We start from the raw sequence: 20298 nt of genomic DNA on the forward strand, positions 1-20298 counted from the left end.
TCTCCTTCTAGAATCCGAGTAAGGATCCAACTTGGTATATAATGAGCGTTAATACATAAGCAACTACGAGCGGATAAACGACTGAGAAAATCGTCCATTTCGTTGATCCTGTTTCACGTTTAATAACAGCTACCGTCGCTAAACACGGAACATATAATAAAATAAAGAACATAAATGCATAAGCTGATAATGCTGTATAATGTGCTCCCATTACATTTCCAAGCACATCTTCTTTCACCGCATAAATAATTGCCATTGTAGAAACGACAACTTCTTTTGCTAAAAATCCTGTTAAAAGGGATGCTGCAGCTTGCCACGTTCCAAAACCGAGCGGTGCAAATAGTGGTGCGATAAATCCACCAATCATCGCTAAGAAACTATCTCCCATATCAACACCAAATCCTGATGGACCTGCATAGTTTAATAACCAAATGACAACCGAGCCACCAAAGATGAATGTACCAGCTTTACGAACAAACCCTTTCCCTTTCTCCCATGTGCTCAGCCATAACGTTTTCGCTTGTGGCACGCGGTAAGGCGGTAGTTCAATTACGAAAATAGATTTTTCCGCTTTTAAAATGGTAAGGGACATAATTTTTGTAACTAATAACGCAAGAACAATACCTGCAACATATAGGGAAAACACAACCGTTGCCTGACTATGAGGGAAGAATACTCCCGCAAATAATGCGTATACAGGTAAACGTGCTGAACAAGACATAAATGGTGTTACAAGAACTGTAAGTAAACGCTCTTTTTCTTGTTCAATCGTTCTCGCTGCCATAATACCTGGAACATTACATCCAAAACCGATAATCATCGGAATAAACGCTTTTCCGTTTAAACCGAAGAACTCCATAATTCTATCCATAACAACTGCAATTCGCGCCATATATCCTGAGTCTTCTAATAATGAAATGAAAAAGAATAGTGCAAAGATTTGTGGAACGAATACTAATACAGCGCCAACACCGGCAATAATACCTTCTGTAACGAGTGCTTGAATAAAATCAGAAGCTCCGACACTTGTAAGTCCAGCTGTCACCCAATCTGTAAGCTGTCCACCAAAAAACTCATCTAACATATCTGACAGCGGTGTCCCAATCCACGTAAACGTAACCTGAAAAATAAAAAACATAACTGCTAAAAAGATTGGAAGTCCTAAAATTTTATGTGTAATTAATCTATCAATTTTTTCTGAAAAAGGAATTTTTCCTTCTTTCTCATGCTTCATAACATTTGTTTTTAACTTTTCAATATACGCTTCACGAGTTTTGTAAATGTGCTCTTCCAACGTACAATCAAGTTTTCCTTCTAAGCGAGATCGAATGGCTACAAGTTCCTTATAAATTGGTAATGCTTCCATTTCTTTTTCTACTACTTCGTTATTACTTAAAAATTGAAGAGCTAACCATCTCGGATGCTCATAATTCGCTTTCTCTAAAAGAGAAATTACCTCTTCGATTCCTTCATCCATTTGTACACCATATGAAATAAGGAATGGCTTTTTCTCTTTTTTGTCATTTTCTTTAAGAGTCGCAAGTAGTTCTTCACAGCCTTTTCCGCTTCTGGCAACGACAGGAACGACTGTTACACCTAATAGTTCTGATAATCGTTTTACATCAATTATAATTCCTCTTTGCTTCGCCACATCAATCATATTTAAACCAATTGAAACTGGCTTACCAAATTCAAGTAATTGCAACGTTAAATGCATATTTCGTTCAAACTGCGAGGAATCCACAATATTTAACATATGCTGAAATTCTTCTGATAGTAGAAAGTTTGTTACAACACCTTCATCACGTGAAACTGGATTCAAGTCATAAACGCCTGGTAAATCAATTAATGTTCCTTGCTTATCTTTTAATTTACCAACCTTCTTTTCTACTGTTACACCACTCCAGTTTCCTACATACTCATAAGAACCAGTAAGTGCATTAAATAACGATGTCTTCCCTGTATTCGGATTCCCTAGCAAAGCTACCTTATTCACGCTAATTCCACCTTTATCATTTTCGCGTCACAATGACGAATACTAATTAACTGTCCACGACACTCCAACGTACAAGGACCTTTAAACATCGCTTTCTGTTTCAAGCGAAGTTCGCTTCCTTCCGCAAGACCGAAAGCAGCTAGTCTTCTCTTTAATAGTTGATCTAAAGAATGAACACTTTTTACTAACACTTTCTCACCAATTTTAATATCTACTAAACTCATAAACTTCCCCCTCAGAAGAGAATGATAATTATTTTCAAAAAAATTATATCATACTCTATTTCACTTGGACTATATCTTTTTGCTTCATATTTATTAACATTTTGCTACAATTCTATTTCAATTATTGTCATACTGTATTCATTTGCCATTCTCATCCATTTCGCTTACAATAAACAGTAGCAAATAAAGAATCTCGTTATCACAGGGGGAGCCATGCCGCTGAGAGGGAACACTTCGTTCCGACCCTTCGAACCTGTTAGTTAATGCTAACGCAGGGATTGTGCAAACGTCCGAAATACATACCTCATTTTTATTTACGTATTTCGTATCCTCCTATGATATCTATTCTTTTTTGTACAACTTGGATTGAGGGGGAGACAACATGCGTAACACCAATTTACAAGCGATGATCGAATCTGCTATTCTTGCAGCCTTCGCCCTGATCATCGACATTTTACCATTATCAATTAAACTTCCAACAGGCGGTTCCATTTCATTTGCTATGATTCCTATTTTTATTATTGCATACCGCTGGGGCTTTAAATCAGCTTTCTTAGGTGGTTTAGTTTGGGGACTATTACAAATTGTCGTGGGAGATGCTTACATTTTAACACCTATTCAAGCATTCATTGAGTACTTCATCGCCTTTGCTTTTATCGGATTTGCTGGCTTATTCTATCGTCCAATTCAAAAAGCACTTTTAACGTCTAATGAAAATAACTTAGAACAATCAAGTCTAGGTAGCTGTAAAGACAAACCTTCATCAAAACAAAACGAAGGAAAGAAAGTTCTTGGTTATATTATCCTTGCTACATTTATCGGTAGCTTTGCTCGCTATTTCTGCCACTTTATTGCTGGTATTATTTTCTGGGGACAATATGCACCGAAAGGTCAATCAGCTGTGCTATATTCATTAATCGTAAACGGTAGTACAATGATTGGTTCCTATATTCTATGTACCGTTTTACTTATCTTTTTATTCCTTACTTCACCACGCTTATTCAAGAGCATCAATGCTTATCAAATAAATGCAAACAAAAAGGGCGCTTAATAAGCGCTCTTTTTTCATATCGTAATATCAATTAAAAATACAATAAATGCGCAAAGAAAAATAAATACTACCATACCTAGTAAATTGCTATTCACGGCTAATCTACTCCTTACATAACCTCATTTTCTAACCAGATTATATCGTTTAAAAATAAAGATTAAGTAAAGATTATATGAAAATAAATTAAAAAAGCGTAGATTATATTGTCTACGCTTTTTTCTGTAAATAAAAATAAAATAACACACCATCTTCTGTATTCTTTACTCCATATTCAGCATCATGCAGTTCTAAAATATTCTTTGAAATGGCAAGCCCAAGACCTGTTCCACCTTGCGAACGCTGACGAGCTGCATCCACGCGATAAAAACGATCCCAAATTTTATCTAATTGTTCTTCTTCAATATGAGTACCTTTATTTTCAATACACACTTTTATACGATTTTTTTCATCTATTGTAGAAATAATAATATCTTCTTTATTTGGTGTATAACGTATGGCATTCGTAATGAAGTTCACGATGACTTGTTCAATCCGTCCTTGATTTGCGACTACTTCAAATGGACCTATATGTTTATGTACACGCAGTTCTTTTTTCTCTATTTCTACAGAAAGGTTTTCACATATATCTTCCATTACTGTATCAATATAAAATGAATCCTTTTTCATTTTATATGTGCCTGACTCAAATTTAGCTAACTCCAGCATATCCAAAATTAACGTATCCATTTTATCTACTTCCCGTTCCATCGCTTGAAAATAATACTCCTTTTTATGCTCAGCTACTCCATCTTTTAAAATAGAAATACAACTTTTCATAATACTCAGCGGTGTTTTTAGTTCATGCGAAACACCAGAAATGAATTCTTTCCGCGTATTTTCTAATTTTCTTTCCTTTTCAATATCTTGTTCTAGCTGTCCAATATGGGAATGTAGTTTATTTGATAATACATTAATATTTTTCGATAAATCACCAATTTCATCTTTTGAAGTAATTGGTATTTGTTCTGTGAAATCTAAATGCGCTATTTTCTTTGTCGTATCATTTATTTTTAATAAAGGCTTTGCAATTTGTTTTGAATAATAGAATGACGCTAGAAAAATAAGAACAACTACAAATGCAATGATGTAAATGTAGTAATCTTGCACCATTTGTACGGCTTCATCTACAGGCTGTAAAGAAGCCATCGCATATATATAAGTTACTGATCCATCTTTTTCTTTTATTGGCTTGATTAATAATTTATATTTAATATCATTTTTTTCATAGTCCATTGTTTGTATTGCATATTGTATGTGCTTGCTCTCTTTTAATAATAAATTAGTTTGAAATTCTTTTATGTTATCTAAGAAGATGCTATTTTTATAAATTGGATTTATAGGACCTGTTACATCAGGAAGCTGAACTTTCGTAACACGCCCACTTATGTAAGCATCTAATTCTTGAGCAGATTCTTCTTGGACAGCTGGTTTCTTTTCCTTAGCAAGTTGTTCTTCGGCTGCTCTCTTTTTCTCCTCATTTAATTTCATTTTCTCCTGAAACGCTTTTTCTAACGGTTTATTAGATCCGCTTAAATTTTGCTTGCCTAACGCGAAATAGAATGGAATATAACTATCATTTTTTTTCACGCCAGAAAAATAAATTTCTTGTCCTAAAAATGTATTTGATGATTTATTATCAATCTCCTCTATATTGATGAGATTGTATAAAGGAATTTTGAATATTTGTTGTCCAAAGCTCTTTTGTTGCCTACGATCTATCGTTACCTCAAAATAGAAATCATCCGCATGTTTTAAATTACCATTCTGATCTAATGTCGTAATCCACGTATTATTTTCTCTTAAAAAGTCTTGCTCCAGTCGCTTAATTTCTTCTGTATTTCCTGCATAGTTTAAATAATTCTTCTCAAAGGAATTTAAATTCACTTTAATATCTTCCACTTTTCGATTCGCGTAATATTGTTTAAAAAATATCGTTTGTCCAATAAATATTGTCGCTAAAATTAACATGCATAATGCTGTTGTGAGGATAAATAATTTTAGTACAATCCCTTTTCTCATACACTTCCCTCAAATTTATAACCCGTTCGTACTACAGTTGTAATGTACTTTGCTTTCTCTCCTAATTTATTTCTTAAATTACGAATATGGCTATTAACCGTTCGATCATCGCCTGCAAATTCATATCCCCAAATTCTTGAAATGAGTTGCTCTCTTGTTAAAACAATCCCTTGGTTTCTCATAAAATACGCTAATATTTCAAATTCTGTATGTGTTAAATTAATGTCTGTTTTATCTACCGTAACAGTACGCGACGGAAAATGGACATGGATACCATGGATTGATAATGTATCATCTTCATTCTCTAAAAATTGCTTCGTCACTTTTCTACTTTCTAATAACCTTTTCGCTCTTGCTAATAAAATTGGCGGACTATACGGCTTCGTCACATAATCATCTGCTCCAAGTTCAAAGCCAAGTAACGTATCATCTTCATCAACACGTGCCGTCAGCATAATAATAGGAACCTCGGATGTTTTACGGATTCTTCGGCAAACGGACCACCCATCAAGTTCCGGCAACATAATATCTAAAATAACTAAATCAACCTCTTCTTCCTCAAATACAACTAAAGCTTCTTTCCCGTCCCTTGCTTCAAACACTACATATTGCTCACTTAAAAAATAGTCTTTTAATATTTCACGTAATATATCTTCATCTTCTACAATTAAAATATTTTTTGACATAACTTATGTATCTCCCTTCCGCTTTCAGAAACTATAATTTCACTTTGAATAACTGCCAGTTAACTTCGCCTCGATAATATATCTATCTGGTGCATTCCCTATATAATTAAATGGGTAACAAGTTGTCAGTGTTAATATCGGTTCTTCTTTTTTTATAATAACAGTGCGATCATCCGCATCGGTAATCCATGTCTTTTGAATTTCATATGTGTAACTTTTATTATCATACTCTACAACAAGAGTGTCTTTTTCTTTCAAATCTCCTAAATCTGTAAATACAGTATCCCTATGCCCACTTAGTACGGTATGTCCCCCTCCAGATGGCGTTGTCGTTACATCACTAACGAACATTCCAACCCCTTTCTTCAATGTTGTATCATCCGCTCCCCAATATACAGAAAACTTCTTCTTTATTTTCGGTATATGTAACATCGCTACCTTTTCTCCTTCTTTATGCTCTGTTTGAGAAGAAGGCACTTGAGAAGTTACCGGTGTTTCATAAGGGAGTTGATTATGTCGTATATTGTTAAGGCTCTTTATTTCTTCTGTCGTTAATTGCCCGGCAGAGCTTTTTCCTTTATACCATTCCACAGCATAGTATGATCCCATAAATAGTCCTATAGCCATCAATATGATACCGATATAATTGAGTAACTTCATGTTTCATCCCTCCATGCCAAAAATGGTAGGAATAACCTACCATTTTTAATATATGAAATTATCCCATTCTTTATAGGGCAATATTTTATTTACGCCTTAACTTTATTACGACGATTCAAACCAAATAATGTACCAATTGCTACAAGACATGCACTTAGGCCCATCATCACTACGTTATTTGATGCAGTGTTTGGTAATTTTTCACCTTGTACAGCTGGCTTTGCTACTTCTTTTTTGGCCATATCATTTTTTAACTGTTCTTGTGCTATTCTCTTTTTCTCTTCTTCACTTTTTTTCTCAGCTTTTATTGCTTCCTCTTTTTTAGCCATATCACTTTTTTCTTGTACTTGCGCCGCTTGCTTTTTCTCTGCATCACTCTTTTGTTGTATCTTAATCGCTTCTTCTTTTTTAGCCTTACCTTGTTGTACCTGCGCTGCATCTTCCTTTGTTACTGTTCCAGTATCGGCACTTGCTACTGAAGAATATCCTACTGCTAAAAGTGCCATTGCACAGATCGGTAATAGTTTCTTTTTCATTTTATTTCTCTCCCTTTATATGTTTTACATCACTTCGCATCGGATGTATCACTAGAATAAACAAGAGATATAAATATAAGATGCAGATAAAATATATTTCATTTAAAGATTTCATTATAAAAAATAAAAAAACACCGCAATATATACGATGTTTTTTCGGGTGTGTGTCTCAATTATTTACATGTTACTTTCGCGTGATGTAGAAGTAGAACGGGCCGGAGCGATAACTAATTGTCTCGGCTCAGTTTTCTTTAAGTGATTTTTGACGTTACACTTACGACGTTGAACAACCCACGCTTTAATAGGGTTTGTCAAAATAATTTTTTGCGCTTCGTTAGGGGCCTCTTCTTCCAACCTACAACTTTCGCTCCATTTATTCCATTTCATTGTAAATTTAGAAGAAGAATGATCGTCTTCTCGATCAAACAAGTGCAAAAAATCCATTTCGCCAGCTAGCATTACGGTGTTGCTAGTTGCTAAAAAAGAAAAGGTCGTCCAACGTTTCTCCATGCCCTCCTACTCCTTTTTCACATATAGAGTGCCTAAAACTTAATTTACCTAAAATATGCTTGCCTTTTACCTTACACCCATAGTTTATCCAAAATACTACTATGCAACTATCGATTTCCCTTACAACTACCTTACATTTTTGTAAGAAACAAAAAACCTTCACTCTCTATACGTGAAGGTTTTTCATTTTTCATCTATATGATCTTTCGTACGATCGACTCCAGCTTCTTGCAGCTGTGACATCATACCGTGGGAAATTGCGCCTAATACTAAAGTCATTCCAATTAGTGAAATCCGAATCGCTGGTACATCAATTATATAAGCCAACAGGCCAAGAACAATTGTTAATAGTAATGCTTTTATAAATGTTACATTTGTGTACTGTTTCTTCTTCATTATCATCACCCTTTATGGAAGCGTTTTCTTAATGTAATTAGTATATCATATCATCAGATGATTTTGTTCGTATTTTGTAAAAAATTACTATCTTCTTTGACTTTTTCCTTTCTATCCTTTACAGTCGAAATGTTCACAAGTTTTACACTGTAGGAGGACTCCAATGAATATTGAAATAAAAGACACTTTAATTTCTGAAGAACAATTACAAGAAAAAGTAAAAGAACTAGCACTTCAAATCGAACGTGACTTTGAAGGAGAAGAAATCGTAGTCATCGCTGTATTAAAAGGATCTTTCGTATTCGCTGCTGATTTAATTCGTCACATTAAAAACGATGTGACAATCGACTTTATTTCTGCATCTAGCTACGGAAATCAAACAGAAACAACTGGCAAAGTAAAACTATTAAAAGATATCGATGTAAACATTACTGGAAAAAATGTAATTGTTGTAGAAGACATTATCGATTCTGGTTTAACACTTCACTTCTTAAAAGATCACTTCTTTATGCATAAACCGAAGGCACTCAAATTCTGTACGTTACTCGATAAACCTGAGCGTCGTAAAGTAGATTTAAAAGCTGAATATGTTGGCTTCCAAATTCCAGACGAATTTATCGTTGGCTACGGTATCGACTGTGCAGAAAAATATCGTAACTTACCATTTATCGCTTCAGTTGTAACGGAATAATCGTATAACTTAAAAAATCGATAGTACATGAAATTTATATCGGCGATTTTTCAAATATATCGACCGTAACTCAAATTATATCGGCGATTTTTTAAATATATCGACTTACCGACAATAACTGACAATCTTAGCACCCTATTAAATAGGAAGAAGCTGTTCTGAAATACATGGGAACAGCTCCTTTCTTTCCATTACAAAAAAACAGGGAGAGATGAAATATGACAAAGACAAAATTTGAAAAAGTACTCCTCATCGTAAATCCAAAAGCTGGACAAGGCGACTTACATACAAATTTGGCGAAAATCGTACCACCTCTTGCGGCTACTTTTCCTGACTTACATATCCTTCATACGAAAAAGCAAGGTGATGCAACGAAATATTGCCAAGAGTTTGCTAATAAAGTAGATTTAATTATCGTCTTTGGTGGTGACGGCACTGTATTTGAATGCACAAATGGCTTAGCGCCTCTTGAAACGAGACCTACACTTGCAATCATTCCAGGGGGAACTTGCAATGACTTCTCTCGCACACTCGGCGTTCCGCAAAACATTGCAGAAGCAGCAAAACTTATCACACAGGAACATGTAAAACCAATTGACGTTGCAAAAGCAAACGGACAACACTTCTTAAACTTCTGGGGCATTGGACTTGTCTCTGAAGTATCAAACAATATTGATGCAGAAGAGAAAGCAAAGCTTGGTAAAATCGGTTATTATTTAAGCACTATTCGAACTGTAAAGAATGCTGAAACATTCCCAGTAAAAATTACGTATGACGGACAAGTATATGAAGACGAAGCCGTCCTTGTTATGGTTGGAAACGGTGAATATCTTGGCGGTATCCCATCCTTTATTCCGAACGTAAAGTGCGATGACGGCACACTTGATATTTTCGTCGTCAAATCAACAGGCATTCAAGCGTTTAAAGATTATATCGGAAAGAAACTATTTGAAGACTCAAATGAAAATGACATCTTCCACGTAAAAGCGAAATCCATTCATATTGAAACAGAAGAAGAAAAAGAAGTAGATACAGATGGAGAAAGCTCACTGCATACACCTTGTCATATTGAAGTATTACAAGGGCACTTTACGATGATTTATAATCCTGCGGTTGTGTAATACTAAAAGACGAGCTAAATTTTTAACATTTTAGCTCGTCTTTTTTATTAGAAGGATATTTTAATCTACGCTTTAATTTTTAATATGAGTTTTCATAATCAAACTCCACCCAATTTTTCCAATGCGTATTACAATCCTTATTCACAATAACACTTGGATCTTTCTTCTCTATTGCAGCAGCTACTGATTGGAAAAATTCATTTTCACTTACTTTCTCTTCTTCAATGTGTTTCCACTCTTCCGTTTCATACGCTACTTCCCAATCACCTTCTAAACCGCACTCTTCTAAAATTTCTTCTTTATCCCACCATACTAATTTTCGAGCTTCTTCATAAGTAGCAAGCATACGCATGAAATATGTTGGATAAGGCTCTGTCGTTTGTACTTCTATTCTATGATTCACATAATCTTCTTCTGTAAATTCATATTCAAAATGATGATCCCGAATTTTCACAATGCCTTTATGAATATCAGGTATAAATTCACCTTCATCATCAAATAATTCATCATCACCATCATTTAATTGCAAAATGCCATCATCACCAATTAAATGATCCACCCCATCACTATATATTTGAATATCATTACATATACCTAATGATCCTACACCGACAACCTGAAACACCATTAACAAATCTTTATTATCTTTAAAGAAAAGAGAAAATTTCACTTGTGAAATATCCATATCTTCATTATCAAAGGCAGGAAATTCATAGTTACTTTGCTTTTTATCTAATAGTTTCAAAATATCTTTTTGCATATGTATCATCTTCATCCCAATATAAAGTGAAACTTTAATCAGTGGGGATTTTCTTCATCCCCCACTGATTATCAGCCCTCACCAATCGGACTTTTATGGGCAGTTGATCCCCCACCTAACTTCTTTGCTTTCGCTGAATTTTGAGGTGGGGTCTTACTGCCCATTAAAGTGGGATAAACTTTTCAATTTCACTAGAGTATAACATAGACATGCTTGCCTGTGGCATTCTAACAATACTACTCCAAAATAGAAGAATGGCTTGTTTGCATATTCTAGTTCTTTTTATATACAATGAAGGAAAGAAGCACCTTCATATAAGGGAGAGGACAAACTTTGTTCAACCAACAGTTAGTTAATTTACGCATTGATTTTGCATTTAAACAATTGTTTGGTACGAATGATAGTGAAGATATTCTAATCACTTTTTTAAACGCGATGTTACAAGAATCTTTAGAGTCACCCATCGCTTCTCTACAATTAGAAGATCCACATTTACACCGAGAATATGAAGATGATAAGTTATCAATTCTAGACATTTCAGCTACGTTAAACACAGGGACAAAAGTAAATGTGGAAATACAGCTTAATAATAATCACGATATGATGAAACGCAGTTTATATTATTGGGGAAAATTATACACATCTCAGTTACAAAAAGGCATGCCATACAATGCGCTTCGTAAAACCATTACTATTAATTTATTGAACTTTATAATGTTTTTAGATCACAAAGAATTTCATACAACTGGCACGTTATGGAATACACAACAACAGAAACTCTTGAGTGATGACATAGAGATTCACATTATAGAAATTCCAAAGTTAACAAAACAATGGCATGAAGAAAAAGTAAATCCATGGAAAGATCCATTTGTTCGTTGGCTTTTATTGCTTTCAGCAAATGAGGATGAACACTTAACTAAAACATTGGAGGATATTGCTATGAACCGAGATCCTATTTTACAAAAAGCAATAAACAAGTGGGAACGTATGAGTCAAGATTCCTCTTTCCGACAAGCCTATGACGCAAGGGAGAAAGTTTTAATGGATGAGGCCGCAAAATTCGCCCATGCAGAGACAGAAGGTATGAAAAGAGGCATGGAAAAAGGCATGGAAAAAGGCATGGAAAAAGGCATGGAAAAAGGCATGGAAAAAGGCTTAGCAAAGGGCTTAGAACAAGGTATAGAAAAAGGGCGAAAAGAAGGGGTTCAACAAGGAAAAATTCAAATGATTAAAAGTATGTATGATCTTGGTATACCACTTGAAACGATTGCTAAGGCAAGTAAATTAAGTTTGCATGAGATTGAGCATATTTTAGGACATAAATAGTCATAAAAAAAGAGCTTGAATAGTTTCAAGCTCTTTTTTATCAACTCTCCTCAATATCATCCAATTGAGTCTTATAACATTCATCACACTCTGGCCTAGTAGGAAGAATCCCTCTTTCATCAGGTAATAAAACCCTCAAAACTTCTCGATCCATCTCTACGAAAGACTTCATAATAATGGTTTAATTTCCAAGTCACTTCATGCTGACATTTTATACTACATACGTATTTTTTATTTGGACTACTCTTTTTTATATATACGAACTCGTTTCTATAATTCAATTCTAGTATCTTATTCTTTCCTTTTTCTAACTCTTCTATATCTCAATCATATTTCACAGCTAAACGCTTCATTTCAACATGAACGATTTGAAGGGCTAATTATTTTTCTCTCTATCTGATCAAAATAATTCCTATTAATAGGCATCCTACTATGATTAAAATCTCCAAATATAACACTCCATGTATACACCTATATTTATTTTCGTTTTCATACTATTGTTATTCATATTCCATTTTAGCTAATAAACAAACGAAAGAGAACTAGGTGGATTAATGTTTACTTAAAAAAAAAGTCCAAAACCACATAAAGTGATTTCAGACTTTTTCTTTTTAAAATATTAAATTACATTTCGAACAAAAAGGAGCAGAATTCCCTTTTCTAATTTTCGCATCACATTTTGGGCAATATACATATCGCTCTTCTATCTTTTGTCGTTCTATCATATGTAAGGATACTATTCTCATACTACACATAATTCCAATTAATATAAGACTAACAATGAGTAGCATAACTCACACTCCCCCTCTATATTTTACCATAAAATAACAAACCCGATTCTCTTATCTAGAACCGGGTTTATACTTACAATCCTAACTTTACCTTTGCACTATTAGGAATTTTATCTACTTCTATTTGTACTTTACCGTGCAAAAACTTCCCTCTTATAATTACACGCCAATACGAACCTTTCGCCTCTTTTATTTACTCATCACTGTATTTCTTTTTTGTCTGTATAAATAAAACACACTCACAATCAATGCGATGCTTCCGCCAAAATACAAACCATACTCTATCGCAACTGCGACAATACTTTCAATATGTTGTCCAAATAAAGAACCTAGCACAAAGTAAACGAGTGTCCAAACAAATCCTGTCGTATAAGAATACAAAGCATACATCTTAAATGACATATTATTCATCCCAACTAAATACGGCACGATATGTCTTACAACTGGTATGAAGTAACTTGTGACTAACGCATAATGACCATACTTCTCTACCATTTGTTGAGATTTCAAAAGATATTTCGCCTGTTTCTTTTTCATTAGCTTATCGAGTACTTTCGTACCAAATATTTTCCCTAATATATAACCTAAGGAAAGCCCAGATACAACGCCTAAATACGTTAATAAAAACGCAGGAATAACACTTAATATACCGAGTGAAGATACAAAGCCACCACTCATTACGATCATTTCGTCTGGAATTGGCATACCGATAATCCCTAACCATAAACAGAAAAATAACGCCCAATAACCATATTGTTCAATATAAGATAATAATTCATGTAATTCCATTATGCATATGCTCTCCTTAGCTCTTTTTTACAGCTAAAGATGTACGCTGGTGGGAAATTGAGCCACACTTTCTCTAGCGTAATTTCAGGAAAGAAATGCTGTATAAATCCTTTTTTCACAAGTGAATATTGAAATGTAATAAATTCACCATTCTCATGTATCGCTTCCATTACATTGTTTAAAATACGCTTTGAAACTTCTTCTGGTAAAGATGTAAAAGGTAATCCCGATAAAACGTAATCAACGCATTCTATATTGAACTCTTCCATATACTTCTTTATATTTTCAGCTGAACCATGTACAACAATGACGTTCTGTTCATCTTTAAACTTTCTTGTTAACTCTTTGCAAAACACTTCATTAATTTCAATAAGAAGAAATATTGTCTCCTTCTTCTTTCTCTTCATAATCTCTTTCGTAAAAACCCCTGTACCAGGCCCTAACTCTACGATGCACTTCGCCTTATTAAAATCAATTACATCTACCATTTTCTTTGCTAATATTTTTGAACTTGGCGCAATTGCACCAGTATGTTTCGGATGTTTAATAAATTCGTGTAAGAATGTTATGAGTTGCATGTAACCATCTCCCCATTCGTTCAATAGTTTTTAACTTGTTTCTAAGTATAACTATCGTTTCTTAACAAAAATTGAGGAGATTTCTTAAGATTTTATGAAGAATGTATCATTTGTTCTTATATATAAGCATCTCTCTTATATTTATTAATTTGGTATAACGAATATTAAAAATGAACTTTATGGAAAGTACCATCACTACGTCTATTTTCATACAACATCTGTAGAAATAAATCTGTCAATTACCTTTCATTATTATCCAACATATGTAATTATTTTGTATAAGCAAAGAAATTCAAATAATAAGAAATTTATATTTTGTAGAAACGAATGTAGGTTCAAATATATTTCAAAAAGATTTAAAAGGAGAAGATTATGAATAATTATATCGACATACAGCACTTATGCGACCTTGTACATAGCACTTTTCATGTACCTGTTCAATTTTTAGCTACTAATAAAAAAATTGTATATGAATCTACTTCTCATACGATTGGTAGTCCTTTTTATACTTCTAAAGAAGAACATCTGAATGAACTTTATCAAGAAAATGCTCCTTGTAATTTTCCAATTTTCAAAGGGAATAAGTACCTTGAGAATTTCATTAGCCTTCATATAACTGATCATGAACATATAAAAGGAACAATTATAATCGGCCCTACTACTTATCCAAAAGTATCAGATGAAATGGCGATTAAACTTATGAAATATTTTAACTGTACGAATAACATGCAACAAGGAGTAGACTACTATCAATTTCTACCTGAGATTAAAAAAAGCACGTTAATTGATATAAGTATTTGGTTACATTACGTCATTTTTAATGAAAAATTAGATAGAGATATTGTCTGGAAAGAGAATAAATTACTCGAAGATGTTTCTTATAAAATCGTAAATCCTGATTTATACATTTCAAAACGTCGCCGGCATGATCCGCAAAATTATGACATATCATTGGAACGCAAATTTTTTTCAGCCATTAAAGAAGGCAATACAGAAAAGGTCATACAATATGCGTATTCATTCCCACAAGAAGATGCGACAATTTGGTCTAAAGGAGATCAGCTTAGAAACCAAAAAAATAATGGCATTATCGCCATTACGCTAGCTATTCGATATGCGATAGACGGTAATCTTCCATCACATATTGCTTTTTCACTCGGTACTTTATATATACAAACGATTGAGAAACTAGATAACATGTATTCCGTAAATAGATTAATTGAAGATGCATTATGTACTTTTGCAGAACGTGTAAAAGAATACAGTAATCAAGCATATTCTAATTCCATTACTACGTGCCTAAATCATATTCACAAACATATTTACGATGAAATATCTCTTAATAATCTTGCTAACCTTTTACATATTTCCCCCACTTATTTATCAAAATTGTTTAAAAAAGAAGTGGGAATTCCTTTAATTGAATACATCCAAAGAGAACGAGTAGAAGAAGCTAAAAAGTTATTAACATTAACGACCTATCCTTTATCAGATATTTGTGCCTGGCTTAATTTTAATGATCAAAGTTATTTCACCAGAGTCTTCAAAAAAATTACGAGTATGACTCCTAGACAATATCGTGAAAATCATACCGTTATATAAAAACGCTTTCCTAATAGAAGGTGAGATAGTTGTCATACTAGCTCACCTTCTTTACATCGATTTATTCCCCTTAATAAAGTTTTAATCTCATTCAAAAAAGTACAAAAATGACAAATAATTACTATAAATATATTAATGAATTTGATAATTTTTTAGTACTAAGCAAATCCGGCTCGCAATCATCCATACTTGCTTCATTCTATAACACAAGCTACTTCCATAGTGATTAACCTTCCTATATAGAAAATATATTGTTAGGAGAATAGAAAGTATGAGTAGTACAAAAATATCAAAATCGACTGACATGAAAGAATCGAGAAAAGTATCACCATACGATGATAGAGAAAGAATTGAAGATACTTTATTACGCTCATTCATTTCAGAAAAAGAAATATTGATCACTTATTATAAAGATCGTTATTTCCCTACAAGTTATATGACTGTAATTGAATTAAATCCTTTGAAACGTTCTTTACTATGCATAGATGCCTTTGACAGAAAACATGCTTTTAGTTTCATCGACATAATCGATGCACGGTAGTATTTAGAACGAAAAAAGCCATTCACCTCATAAAAAATTAGGTAAATGGCTTTCTTATTTTCACTTATTATTTCGCACTCACAATCTTATAATAAGAACGAACCGTTAAGAAGTAATATCCAATATAAATAACACCGTATACTCCGATACTAATTAGAAGCGGAATCATAATTTCAAATGGTAATATATTTGATAAACCTTTTAGTGCAAATAAGCTGTGTAAAATACCGATTACTAACGGAATCGCAAAGATAAAGCTTACTTGTTTTGCGATAGCTTTCTTCATTTCTTGCTTCGTTACACCAACTTTATGAAGGACAATGTAACGATCACGGTCAGCACTTGCTTCTGTTAATTGTTTAAAGTAAATGATTGAGCCTGTCGCTAATAGGAAGACTAATCCTAAGAATAACCCAATAAACATCATTAAGCCTGTCGTTTCAAGCCCCATTTGGAATCCTGTATAGAAATCGTTAAATGATTTTAACACTTCTGATTCACCAGCTGGCATAATACTTGTTAATTTTGCTGTTAACTCTTTACTATTTCTCTCACCTTTTACATCAATATTTTTTACAGTGCGCGTTTCGTTTACTTGTTTCACTTGCTCATATGTTTTATCAGGAACGATTACAAATAGTTCATTTAAATTTGTAAGGCTTCTATTATTTACACCTTTAATTTTTAATTCTTTTGACTCATTTCCAACAGGGAATACAGCTGTATTTCCTGTATAAAGAGGACCAAAATCCAGCTTCTCAATATATAAGCTATCATATACGAAAGCTTCATTCGCACTTAAATTTACAGGTTCTACATCTAAATGTTTCACGTGTTTATTAAAGTTTGATTGAGAAATAAGCTGGTACTGATTCGTAACATTATAGTGTGTATTCAGAACTTGATCAGCTCTTTCACCTTTAAATGTTCCTTTCACAGGGATCATTTCAACTTCTGATTCATATGTGACTGGATGATTATTCTTCTCTCCAGCAAGTATTTCATTTACCTTTTTATCTAATGCTGCATCTTTTTTCTCATAGGAATAACTATACGGCGCAGCAACTTTTGATTGCGTAAATGTGTTGTAATACATCGTAACTGACGTACCAACCGCTGTTAATGTAACTGCACTTAAAATAGCAATGGTCGCAAGTGATTTCGCATTTCCTTTAATGCGATATAGTAACTGTGATGTCGTTACCATATTCATACCGTTATAAAACGCTGACTTATTATTTCTTGCACGTTTCAATACAAATACTGTGAAGAACATGAACAATAAATACGTTCCTGCTACTGTCGCTAATAAAATGTATAATGCAACGACCATAAAGTCTGCATACATAACTGCTTTCATGTACATTAACGCTAAAAAGTAACCTGAACCGATTAAGAAAACTGAAATGAATGCCATAATAACAGAGCCCTTCGGCATTGCTTCTCCTTCACGTTCTGCACGGAAAAGTTCAATTAGCTTGAATCGATAAATTAAACGATATCCTTGAAGTGATGTATATAAAATAATCACAAAGAAAATAATTGCTGTATCAATAATGGCAGCCATCGGTACTTCAAAATAAACATTTAAGTTTAATCCCATCATATTTACTAATAACTCAAGGAATAATTTTGAAAGGACACTACCAATCGCAATCCCGATTACTAATGACATTAATCCCATTAACATATTTTCATAAAAGAGCATTTTACCAATTTGTCTTTTACGAATACCTAATAACGAATATAAGCCAACTTCTTTTTTACGTTTACGTGTAAAGAATCCGTTCGAATATATAATGAACACTGCTACGAAAATAATAAGCATCACACTGGAAACTTGGAATGCCCCGCTAATTTTTTTAGAAGCTTCCGCTGCTTTTTCCATTTGTGAATTATATTGCAGTGCTTTAAATGTAAAGTAAATAACGATACTAAAAATCATAGATGCAAAATATACAAAGTAGTCTTTAAAGTTCCGCTGTATGTTGCGGAGGGCAATGCTAGATAAGGTCATCAGCCATACCTCCGGAAATAGAAGACATTACATCAACGACTTGTTGGAAGAACTGTTTACGCGTTAACTCACCGCGGTGCAATTCTTTATATAACTCACCATCTTTAATGAAAATAACTCGTTTACAGTAACTTGCCGCAAACGCATCATGCGTTACCATTAAAATTGTAGAGTTATCATATTCATTTAGCGACTTCATACTTTCAAGTAAATCTGTCGCTGATTTAGAATCAAGTGCTCCCGTTGGCTCGTCCCCGAAAATCATACTTGGATTTGTAACGATTGCACGTGATGCCGCACATCTTTGCTTCTGTCCACCAGATACTTGATATGGGAACTGACTTAAAATATGATCAATACCGAATTTCTTTGAGATTTCAAGAACGCGGCGATCAATCTCACTCGCTTTCACCTTTGATAACGCAAGAGGTAACGCAATGTTCTCTTTTACAGTTAACGTATCTAATAAGTTATAATCTTGGAAAATGAAACCTAAATGATCGCGGCGGAATAATGCTAACTTATCATCATTCATTTTCACAATATCTTTTCCATCAATTAAAATTTCACCGTTCGTCGCATTATCAATTGTAGAAAGAACGTTTAGTAAAGTCGTCTTACCAGAACCAGAAGGTCCCATAATTCCAACGAACTCACCTTCTTTTACTTGTAAGTTAATACCTTTTAACGCTGCAAATTTATTACCACCCGTGTCATATACTTTTTCAATATTTTTTGCTTCTAACACTGTTTTCATCTCGACATCCCTCATTTCATCTATTCTCTATTTTCACTATATACATTCTCTACTCTTACCACTATCGATGTTTCTTACACAAACATGACAGTTATGTAAGGCCGGTGAGCAAAGAAATCAAAATTTAACCTTATGAATCAAAGTACTTTGTTACTATAACATTGGGATATCATGCCATCCATTCATTCTCCTTACAGGAACATTACAATTTTGTAAGGTACAAAATGTACCCTACAAAGTTGTGCATGAAATGTCGGATGGAGCTATTTCGTTCCTGCTATTCTATGTACAGAGGAGGTCATCATATGGATTCACTTAAAAATATGAATGCTGCAATGCACTATATTGAAAACAACCTAACAAATGAAATTAATTTTAAAGAAGTTGCGAAGCTAGCTTACTGCTCGGAATATCATTTCAAAAGAATGTTTTCTTTTCTAGCTGGCATATCACTATCAGAATATATTCGTTGTAGACGTCTTACTCTCGCTGCTTTTGAACTAAAAAATAGCGATGCAAAAGTCATTGATGTCGCTATCAAATATGGGTACAACTCACCAGATTCTTTTGCGCGTGCCTTTCAGAACTTGCACGGCATAACACCTTCAGAGGCCCGAAATAGTAGTCATTCCCTAAAAGCCTATTCACCAATGACCTTCCAATTATCCATTCAAGGAGGAAATGAAATGAACTATCGAATTGAAGAAAAAGACTCATTTCAAATTATAGGTATTACAAAACGAGTACCGATTGTATTTAGCGGTGTAAATGAAGAAATTGCTTCTATGTGGAAAAGTTTAAATCCAGAGGCTATTCAAACATTAAAGTCCCTTTCAAATATGGAACCTACTGGAATCATTAGTGCTTCTACTAACTTTTCTGAAGGAAGAATGGAGGAAAAAGGCGAACTCGATCACTACATTGGAGTAGCCACAACGAAAGATTGTCCTGAGCGATTTGTGCAACTTGAAGTCGCAGCTTCAATGTGGGCTATATTTGAAGCTGTTGGTCCATTTCCTGAAACATTACAAAATGTATGGGGACGCATTTATTCTGAATGGTTTCCTTCCTCAAACTATGAACTAGCGGAAGGACCGGAAATATTGTGGAATGAACAGAAAGATACATCCTCTCCAAACTTTAAAAGTGAAATTTGGATACCGGTTTTGAAGAAGTGATAAAAAAAACAAAGCTGCTCTTCCCTA

The 20298-nt window shown here is 33.8% G+C and carries 21 protein-coding genes, 2 pseudogenes and 1 riboswitch; of the genes and pseudogenes, 7 read left to right on the forward strand and 16 right to left on the reverse strand.

Features of this window, described 5'->3' with window-relative positions:
- Positions 1–7: 7 nt before the first annotated feature.
- Both feoB and ACTFRN_RS18605 read right to left on the reverse strand, forming a co-directional pair.
- Positions 8–1996, reverse strand: a complete 1989-nt coding sequence (gene feoB, locus ACTFRN_RS18600; protein ID WP_001044803.1) for a ferrous iron transport protein B — start codon at positions 1994–1996, stop codon at positions 8–10.
- Positions 1993–2220 carry a FeoA family protein gene (locus tag ACTFRN_RS18605; RefSeq protein ID WP_000060517.1) on the reverse strand — a complete coding sequence of 76 codons (228 nt, stop codon included), beginning with the start codon at positions 2218–2220 and terminating at the stop codon, positions 1993–1995. The genes feoB and ACTFRN_RS18605 overlap by 4 nt, the downstream gene beginning before the upstream one ends.
- Before the next feature lie 194 nt (positions 2221–2414).
- A riboswitch (TPP riboswitch) is annotated at positions 2415–2516 on the forward strand.
- 86 nt (positions 2517–2602) lie between these two features.
- Here ACTFRN_RS18605 and thiT point away from each other — a divergent pair.
- The gene (thiT, locus tag ACTFRN_RS18610) at positions 2603–3271 is read left to right on the forward strand and encodes an energy-coupled thiamine transporter ThiT (RefSeq protein WP_049113362.1); all 669 of its coding nucleotides are present in this window, start codon (positions 2603–2605) and stop codon (positions 3269–3271) included.
- 207 nt (positions 3272–3478) lie between these two features.
- On the opposite strand, the gene ACTFRN_RS18615 is transcribed toward thiT, so the two are convergent.
- The 6 genes from ACTFRN_RS18615 to ACTFRN_RS18640 all read right to left on the reverse strand — a co-directional run bounded on the left by ACTFRN_RS18615 (position 3479) and on the right by ACTFRN_RS18640 (position 8120).
- Positions 3479–5329, reverse strand: a complete 1851-nt coding sequence (locus ACTFRN_RS18615) for a sensor histidine kinase (RefSeq protein ID WP_049122453.1) — start codon at positions 5327–5329, stop codon at positions 3479–3481.
- On the reverse strand, positions 5326–6015 hold the full coding sequence (locus ACTFRN_RS18620; RefSeq protein ID WP_000041853.1) for a response regulator transcription factor: 690 nt from the start codon (positions 6013–6015) through the stop codon (positions 5326–5328). The genes ACTFRN_RS18615 and ACTFRN_RS18620 overlap by 4 nt, the downstream gene beginning before the upstream one ends.
- A 39-nt stretch (positions 6016–6054) precedes the next feature.
- Positions 6055–6675 carry a class D sortase gene (locus ACTFRN_RS18625; RefSeq protein ID WP_074567871.1) on the reverse strand — a complete coding sequence of 207 codons (621 nt, stop codon included), beginning with the start codon at positions 6673–6675 and terminating at the stop codon, positions 6055–6057.
- A gap of 89 nt (positions 6676–6764) precedes the next feature.
- On the reverse strand, positions 6765–7211 hold the full coding sequence (locus tag ACTFRN_RS18630) for an LPXTG cell wall anchor domain-containing protein (RefSeq protein WP_088106353.1): 447 nt from the start codon (positions 7209–7211) through the stop codon (positions 6765–6767).
- A gap of 177 nt (positions 7212–7388) precedes the next feature.
- A complete protein-coding gene (locus tag ACTFRN_RS18635; protein WP_074567872.1) occupies positions 7389–7721 on the reverse strand; it encodes a hypothetical protein in 333 nt (110 codons plus the stop codon).
- 183 nt (positions 7722–7904) lie between these two features.
- Positions 7905–8120, reverse strand: a complete 216-nt coding sequence (locus ACTFRN_RS18640) for a hypothetical protein (protein ID WP_124878205.1) — start codon at positions 8118–8120, stop codon at positions 7905–7907.
- Positions 8121–8280: 160 nt separating this feature from the next.
- Here ACTFRN_RS18640 and hpt point away from each other — a divergent pair, with 160 nt between their 5' ends.
- Both hpt and ACTFRN_RS18650 read left to right on the forward strand, forming a co-directional pair.
- Positions 8281–8808 carry a hypoxanthine phosphoribosyltransferase gene (hpt, locus tag ACTFRN_RS18645; RefSeq protein WP_001019304.1) on the forward strand — a complete coding sequence of 176 codons (528 nt, stop codon included), beginning with the start codon at positions 8281–8283 and terminating at the stop codon, positions 8806–8808.
- Between the two features lie 218 nt (positions 8809–9026).
- Positions 9027–9929: a diacylglycerol/lipid kinase family protein gene (locus ACTFRN_RS18650; RefSeq protein ID WP_000167885.1), complete on the forward strand. Its 903-nt coding sequence runs from the start codon at positions 9027–9029 to the stop codon at positions 9927–9929.
- Between the two features lie 79 nt (positions 9930–10008).
- Here the strand turns inward: ACTFRN_RS18650 and ACTFRN_RS18655 are convergent, their stop codons facing one another.
- Entirely contained in the window at positions 10009–10689 is a 681-nt protein-coding gene (locus ACTFRN_RS18655; protein ID WP_049111368.1) for a DUF7003 family protein, read from the reverse strand.
- 333 nt (positions 10690–11022) lie between these two features.
- Between ACTFRN_RS18655 and ACTFRN_RS18660 the strand changes: the two genes are divergently transcribed.
- Positions 11023–12018 (forward strand): Rpn family recombination-promoting nuclease/putative transposase, encoded by a 996-nt coding sequence (locus ACTFRN_RS18660; protein WP_440038374.1) that lies wholly within the window; start codon positions 11023–11025, stop codon positions 12016–12018.
- Positions 12019–12206: 188 nt separating this feature from the next.
- Here ACTFRN_RS18660 and ACTFRN_RS18665 read toward each other — a convergent pair.
- The 5 genes and pseudogenes from ACTFRN_RS18665 to ACTFRN_RS18685 form a co-directional block, all read right to left on the reverse strand.
- Positions 12207–12418, reverse strand: a pseudogene (locus ACTFRN_RS18665) (hypothetical protein); the annotation flags it as partial.
- A gap of 211 nt (positions 12419–12629) precedes the next feature.
- Positions 12630–12809 carry a hypothetical protein gene (locus tag ACTFRN_RS18670; RefSeq protein ID WP_000924674.1) on the reverse strand — a complete coding sequence of 60 codons (180 nt, stop codon included), beginning with the start codon at positions 12807–12809 and terminating at the stop codon, positions 12630–12632.
- Positions 12810–12882: 73 nt separating this feature from the next.
- Positions 12883–12990: pseudogene (locus ACTFRN_RS18675) on the reverse strand (YxeA family protein); the annotation flags it as partial.
- Between the two features lie 8 nt (positions 12991–12998).
- Positions 12999–13598, reverse strand: coding sequence for a DedA family protein (locus ACTFRN_RS18680; RefSeq protein WP_049110997.1), 600 nt, complete (start codon positions 13596–13598; stop codon positions 12999–13001).
- Complete coding sequence (locus ACTFRN_RS18685) at positions 13598–14176, reverse strand: class I SAM-dependent methyltransferase (RefSeq protein ID WP_001176061.1); 579 nt, start codon at positions 14174–14176, stop codon at positions 13598–13600. The genes ACTFRN_RS18680 and ACTFRN_RS18685 overlap by 1 nt, the downstream gene beginning before the upstream one ends.
- 372 nt (positions 14177–14548) lie before the next feature.
- Here ACTFRN_RS18685 and ACTFRN_RS18690 point away from each other — a divergent pair, with 372 nt between their 5' ends.
- Both ACTFRN_RS18690 and ACTFRN_RS18695 read left to right on the forward strand, forming a co-directional pair.
- The gene (locus ACTFRN_RS18690; protein ID WP_074567874.1) at positions 14549–15778 is read left to right on the forward strand and encodes a helix-turn-helix domain-containing protein; all 1230 of its coding nucleotides are present in this window, start codon (positions 14549–14551) and stop codon (positions 15776–15778) included.
- 271 nt (positions 15779–16049) lie between these two features.
- Positions 16050–16319, forward strand: a complete 270-nt coding sequence (locus tag ACTFRN_RS18695) for a YolD-like family protein (RefSeq protein ID WP_074567875.1) — start codon at positions 16050–16052, stop codon at positions 16317–16319.
- A 67-nt stretch (positions 16320–16386) separates the two neighbouring features.
- Here the strand turns inward: ACTFRN_RS18695 and ACTFRN_RS18700 are convergent, their stop codons facing one another.
- Positions 16387–18336 (reverse strand): ABC transporter permease, encoded by a 1950-nt coding sequence (locus ACTFRN_RS18700; RefSeq protein WP_074567876.1) that lies wholly within the window; start codon positions 18334–18336, stop codon positions 16387–16389.
- Positions 18323–19093, reverse strand: a complete 771-nt coding sequence (locus ACTFRN_RS18705) for an ABC transporter ATP-binding protein (RefSeq protein ID WP_000859654.1) — start codon at positions 19091–19093, stop codon at positions 18323–18325. The genes ACTFRN_RS18700 and ACTFRN_RS18705 overlap by 14 nt, the downstream gene beginning before the upstream one ends.
- 305 nt (positions 19094–19398) lie before the next feature.
- Here ACTFRN_RS18705 and ACTFRN_RS18710 point away from each other — a divergent pair, with 305 nt between their 5' ends.
- Positions 19399–20271 (forward strand): AraC family transcriptional regulator, encoded by an 873-nt coding sequence (locus ACTFRN_RS18710; RefSeq protein ID WP_000377681.1) that lies wholly within the window; start codon positions 19399–19401, stop codon positions 20269–20271.
- The last annotated feature ends 27 nt before the right edge of the window (positions 20272–20298 follow it).

It is taken from the genome of Bacillus cereus group sp. MYBK245-2 (assembly GCF_051916145.1).
In the GTDB taxonomy this organism is placed as follows: Bacteria; Bacillota; Bacilli; order Bacillales; family Bacillaceae_G; genus Bacillus_A; species Bacillus_A pacificus.

Bases quoted from the DNA above. Each gene is read 5' to 3' on its own strand.
- ACTFRN_RS18685 (WP_001176061.1), bottom strand. From the start codon at position 14,176: ATGCAACTCATAACATTCTTACACGAATTTATTAAACATCCGAAACAT.
- ACTFRN_RS18630 (WP_088106353.1), bottom strand. From the start codon at position 7,211: ATGAAAAAGAAACTATTACCGATCTGTGCAATGGCACTTTTAGCAGTA.
- ACTFRN_RS18655 (WP_049111368.1), bottom strand. From the start codon at position 10,689: ATGCAAAAAGATATTTTGAAACTATTAGATAAAAAGCAAAGTAACTAT.
- ACTFRN_RS18620 (WP_000041853.1), bottom strand. From the start codon at position 6,015: ATGTCAAAAAATATTTTAATTGTAGAAGATGAAGATATATTACGTGAA.
- ACTFRN_RS18635 (WP_074567872.1), bottom strand. From the start codon at position 7,721: ATGGAGAAACGTTGGACGACCTTTTCTTTTTTAGCAACTAGCAACACC.
- ACTFRN_RS18700 (WP_074567876.1), bottom strand. From the start codon at position 18,336: ATGACCTTATCTAGCATTGCCCTCCGCAACATACAGCGGAACTTTAAA.
- hpt (WP_001019304.1), top strand. From the start codon at position 8,281: ATGAATATTGAAATAAAAGACACTTTAATTTCTGAAGAACAATTACAA.
- ACTFRN_RS18680 (WP_049110997.1), bottom strand. From the start codon at position 13,598: ATGGAATTACATGAATTATTATCTTATATTGAACAATATGGTTATTGG.
- ACTFRN_RS18615 (WP_049122453.1), bottom strand. From the start codon at position 5,329: ATGAGAAAAGGGATTGTACTAAAATTATTTATCCTCACAACAGCATTA.
- ACTFRN_RS18710 (WP_000377681.1), top strand. From the start codon at position 19,399: ATGGATTCACTTAAAAATATGAATGCTGCAATGCACTATATTGAAAAC.
- ACTFRN_RS18695 (WP_074567875.1), top strand. From the start codon at position 16,050: ATGAGTAGTACAAAAATATCAAAATCGACTGACATGAAAGAATCGAGA.
- ACTFRN_RS18605 (WP_000060517.1), bottom strand. From the start codon at position 2,220: ATGAGTTTAGTAGATATTAAAATTGGTGAGAAAGTGTTAGTAAAAAGT.
- ACTFRN_RS18705 (WP_000859654.1), bottom strand. From the start codon at position 19,093: ATGAAAACAGTGTTAGAAGCAAAAAATATTGAAAAAGTATATGACACG.
- thiT (WP_049113362.1), top strand. From the start codon at position 2,603: ATGCGTAACACCAATTTACAAGCGATGATCGAATCTGCTATTCTTGCA.
- ACTFRN_RS18690 (WP_074567874.1), top strand. From the start codon at position 14,549: ATGAATAATTATATCGACATACAGCACTTATGCGACCTTGTACATAGC.
- ACTFRN_RS18670 (WP_000924674.1), bottom strand. From the start codon at position 12,809: ATGCTACTCATTGTTAGTCTTATATTAATTGGAATTATGTGTAGTATG.
- ACTFRN_RS18650 (WP_000167885.1), top strand. From the start codon at position 9,027: ATGACAAAGACAAAATTTGAAAAAGTACTCCTCATCGTAAATCCAAAA.
- ACTFRN_RS18625 (WP_074567871.1), bottom strand. From the start codon at position 6,675: ATGAAGTTACTCAATTATATCGGTATCATATTGATGGCTATAGGACTA.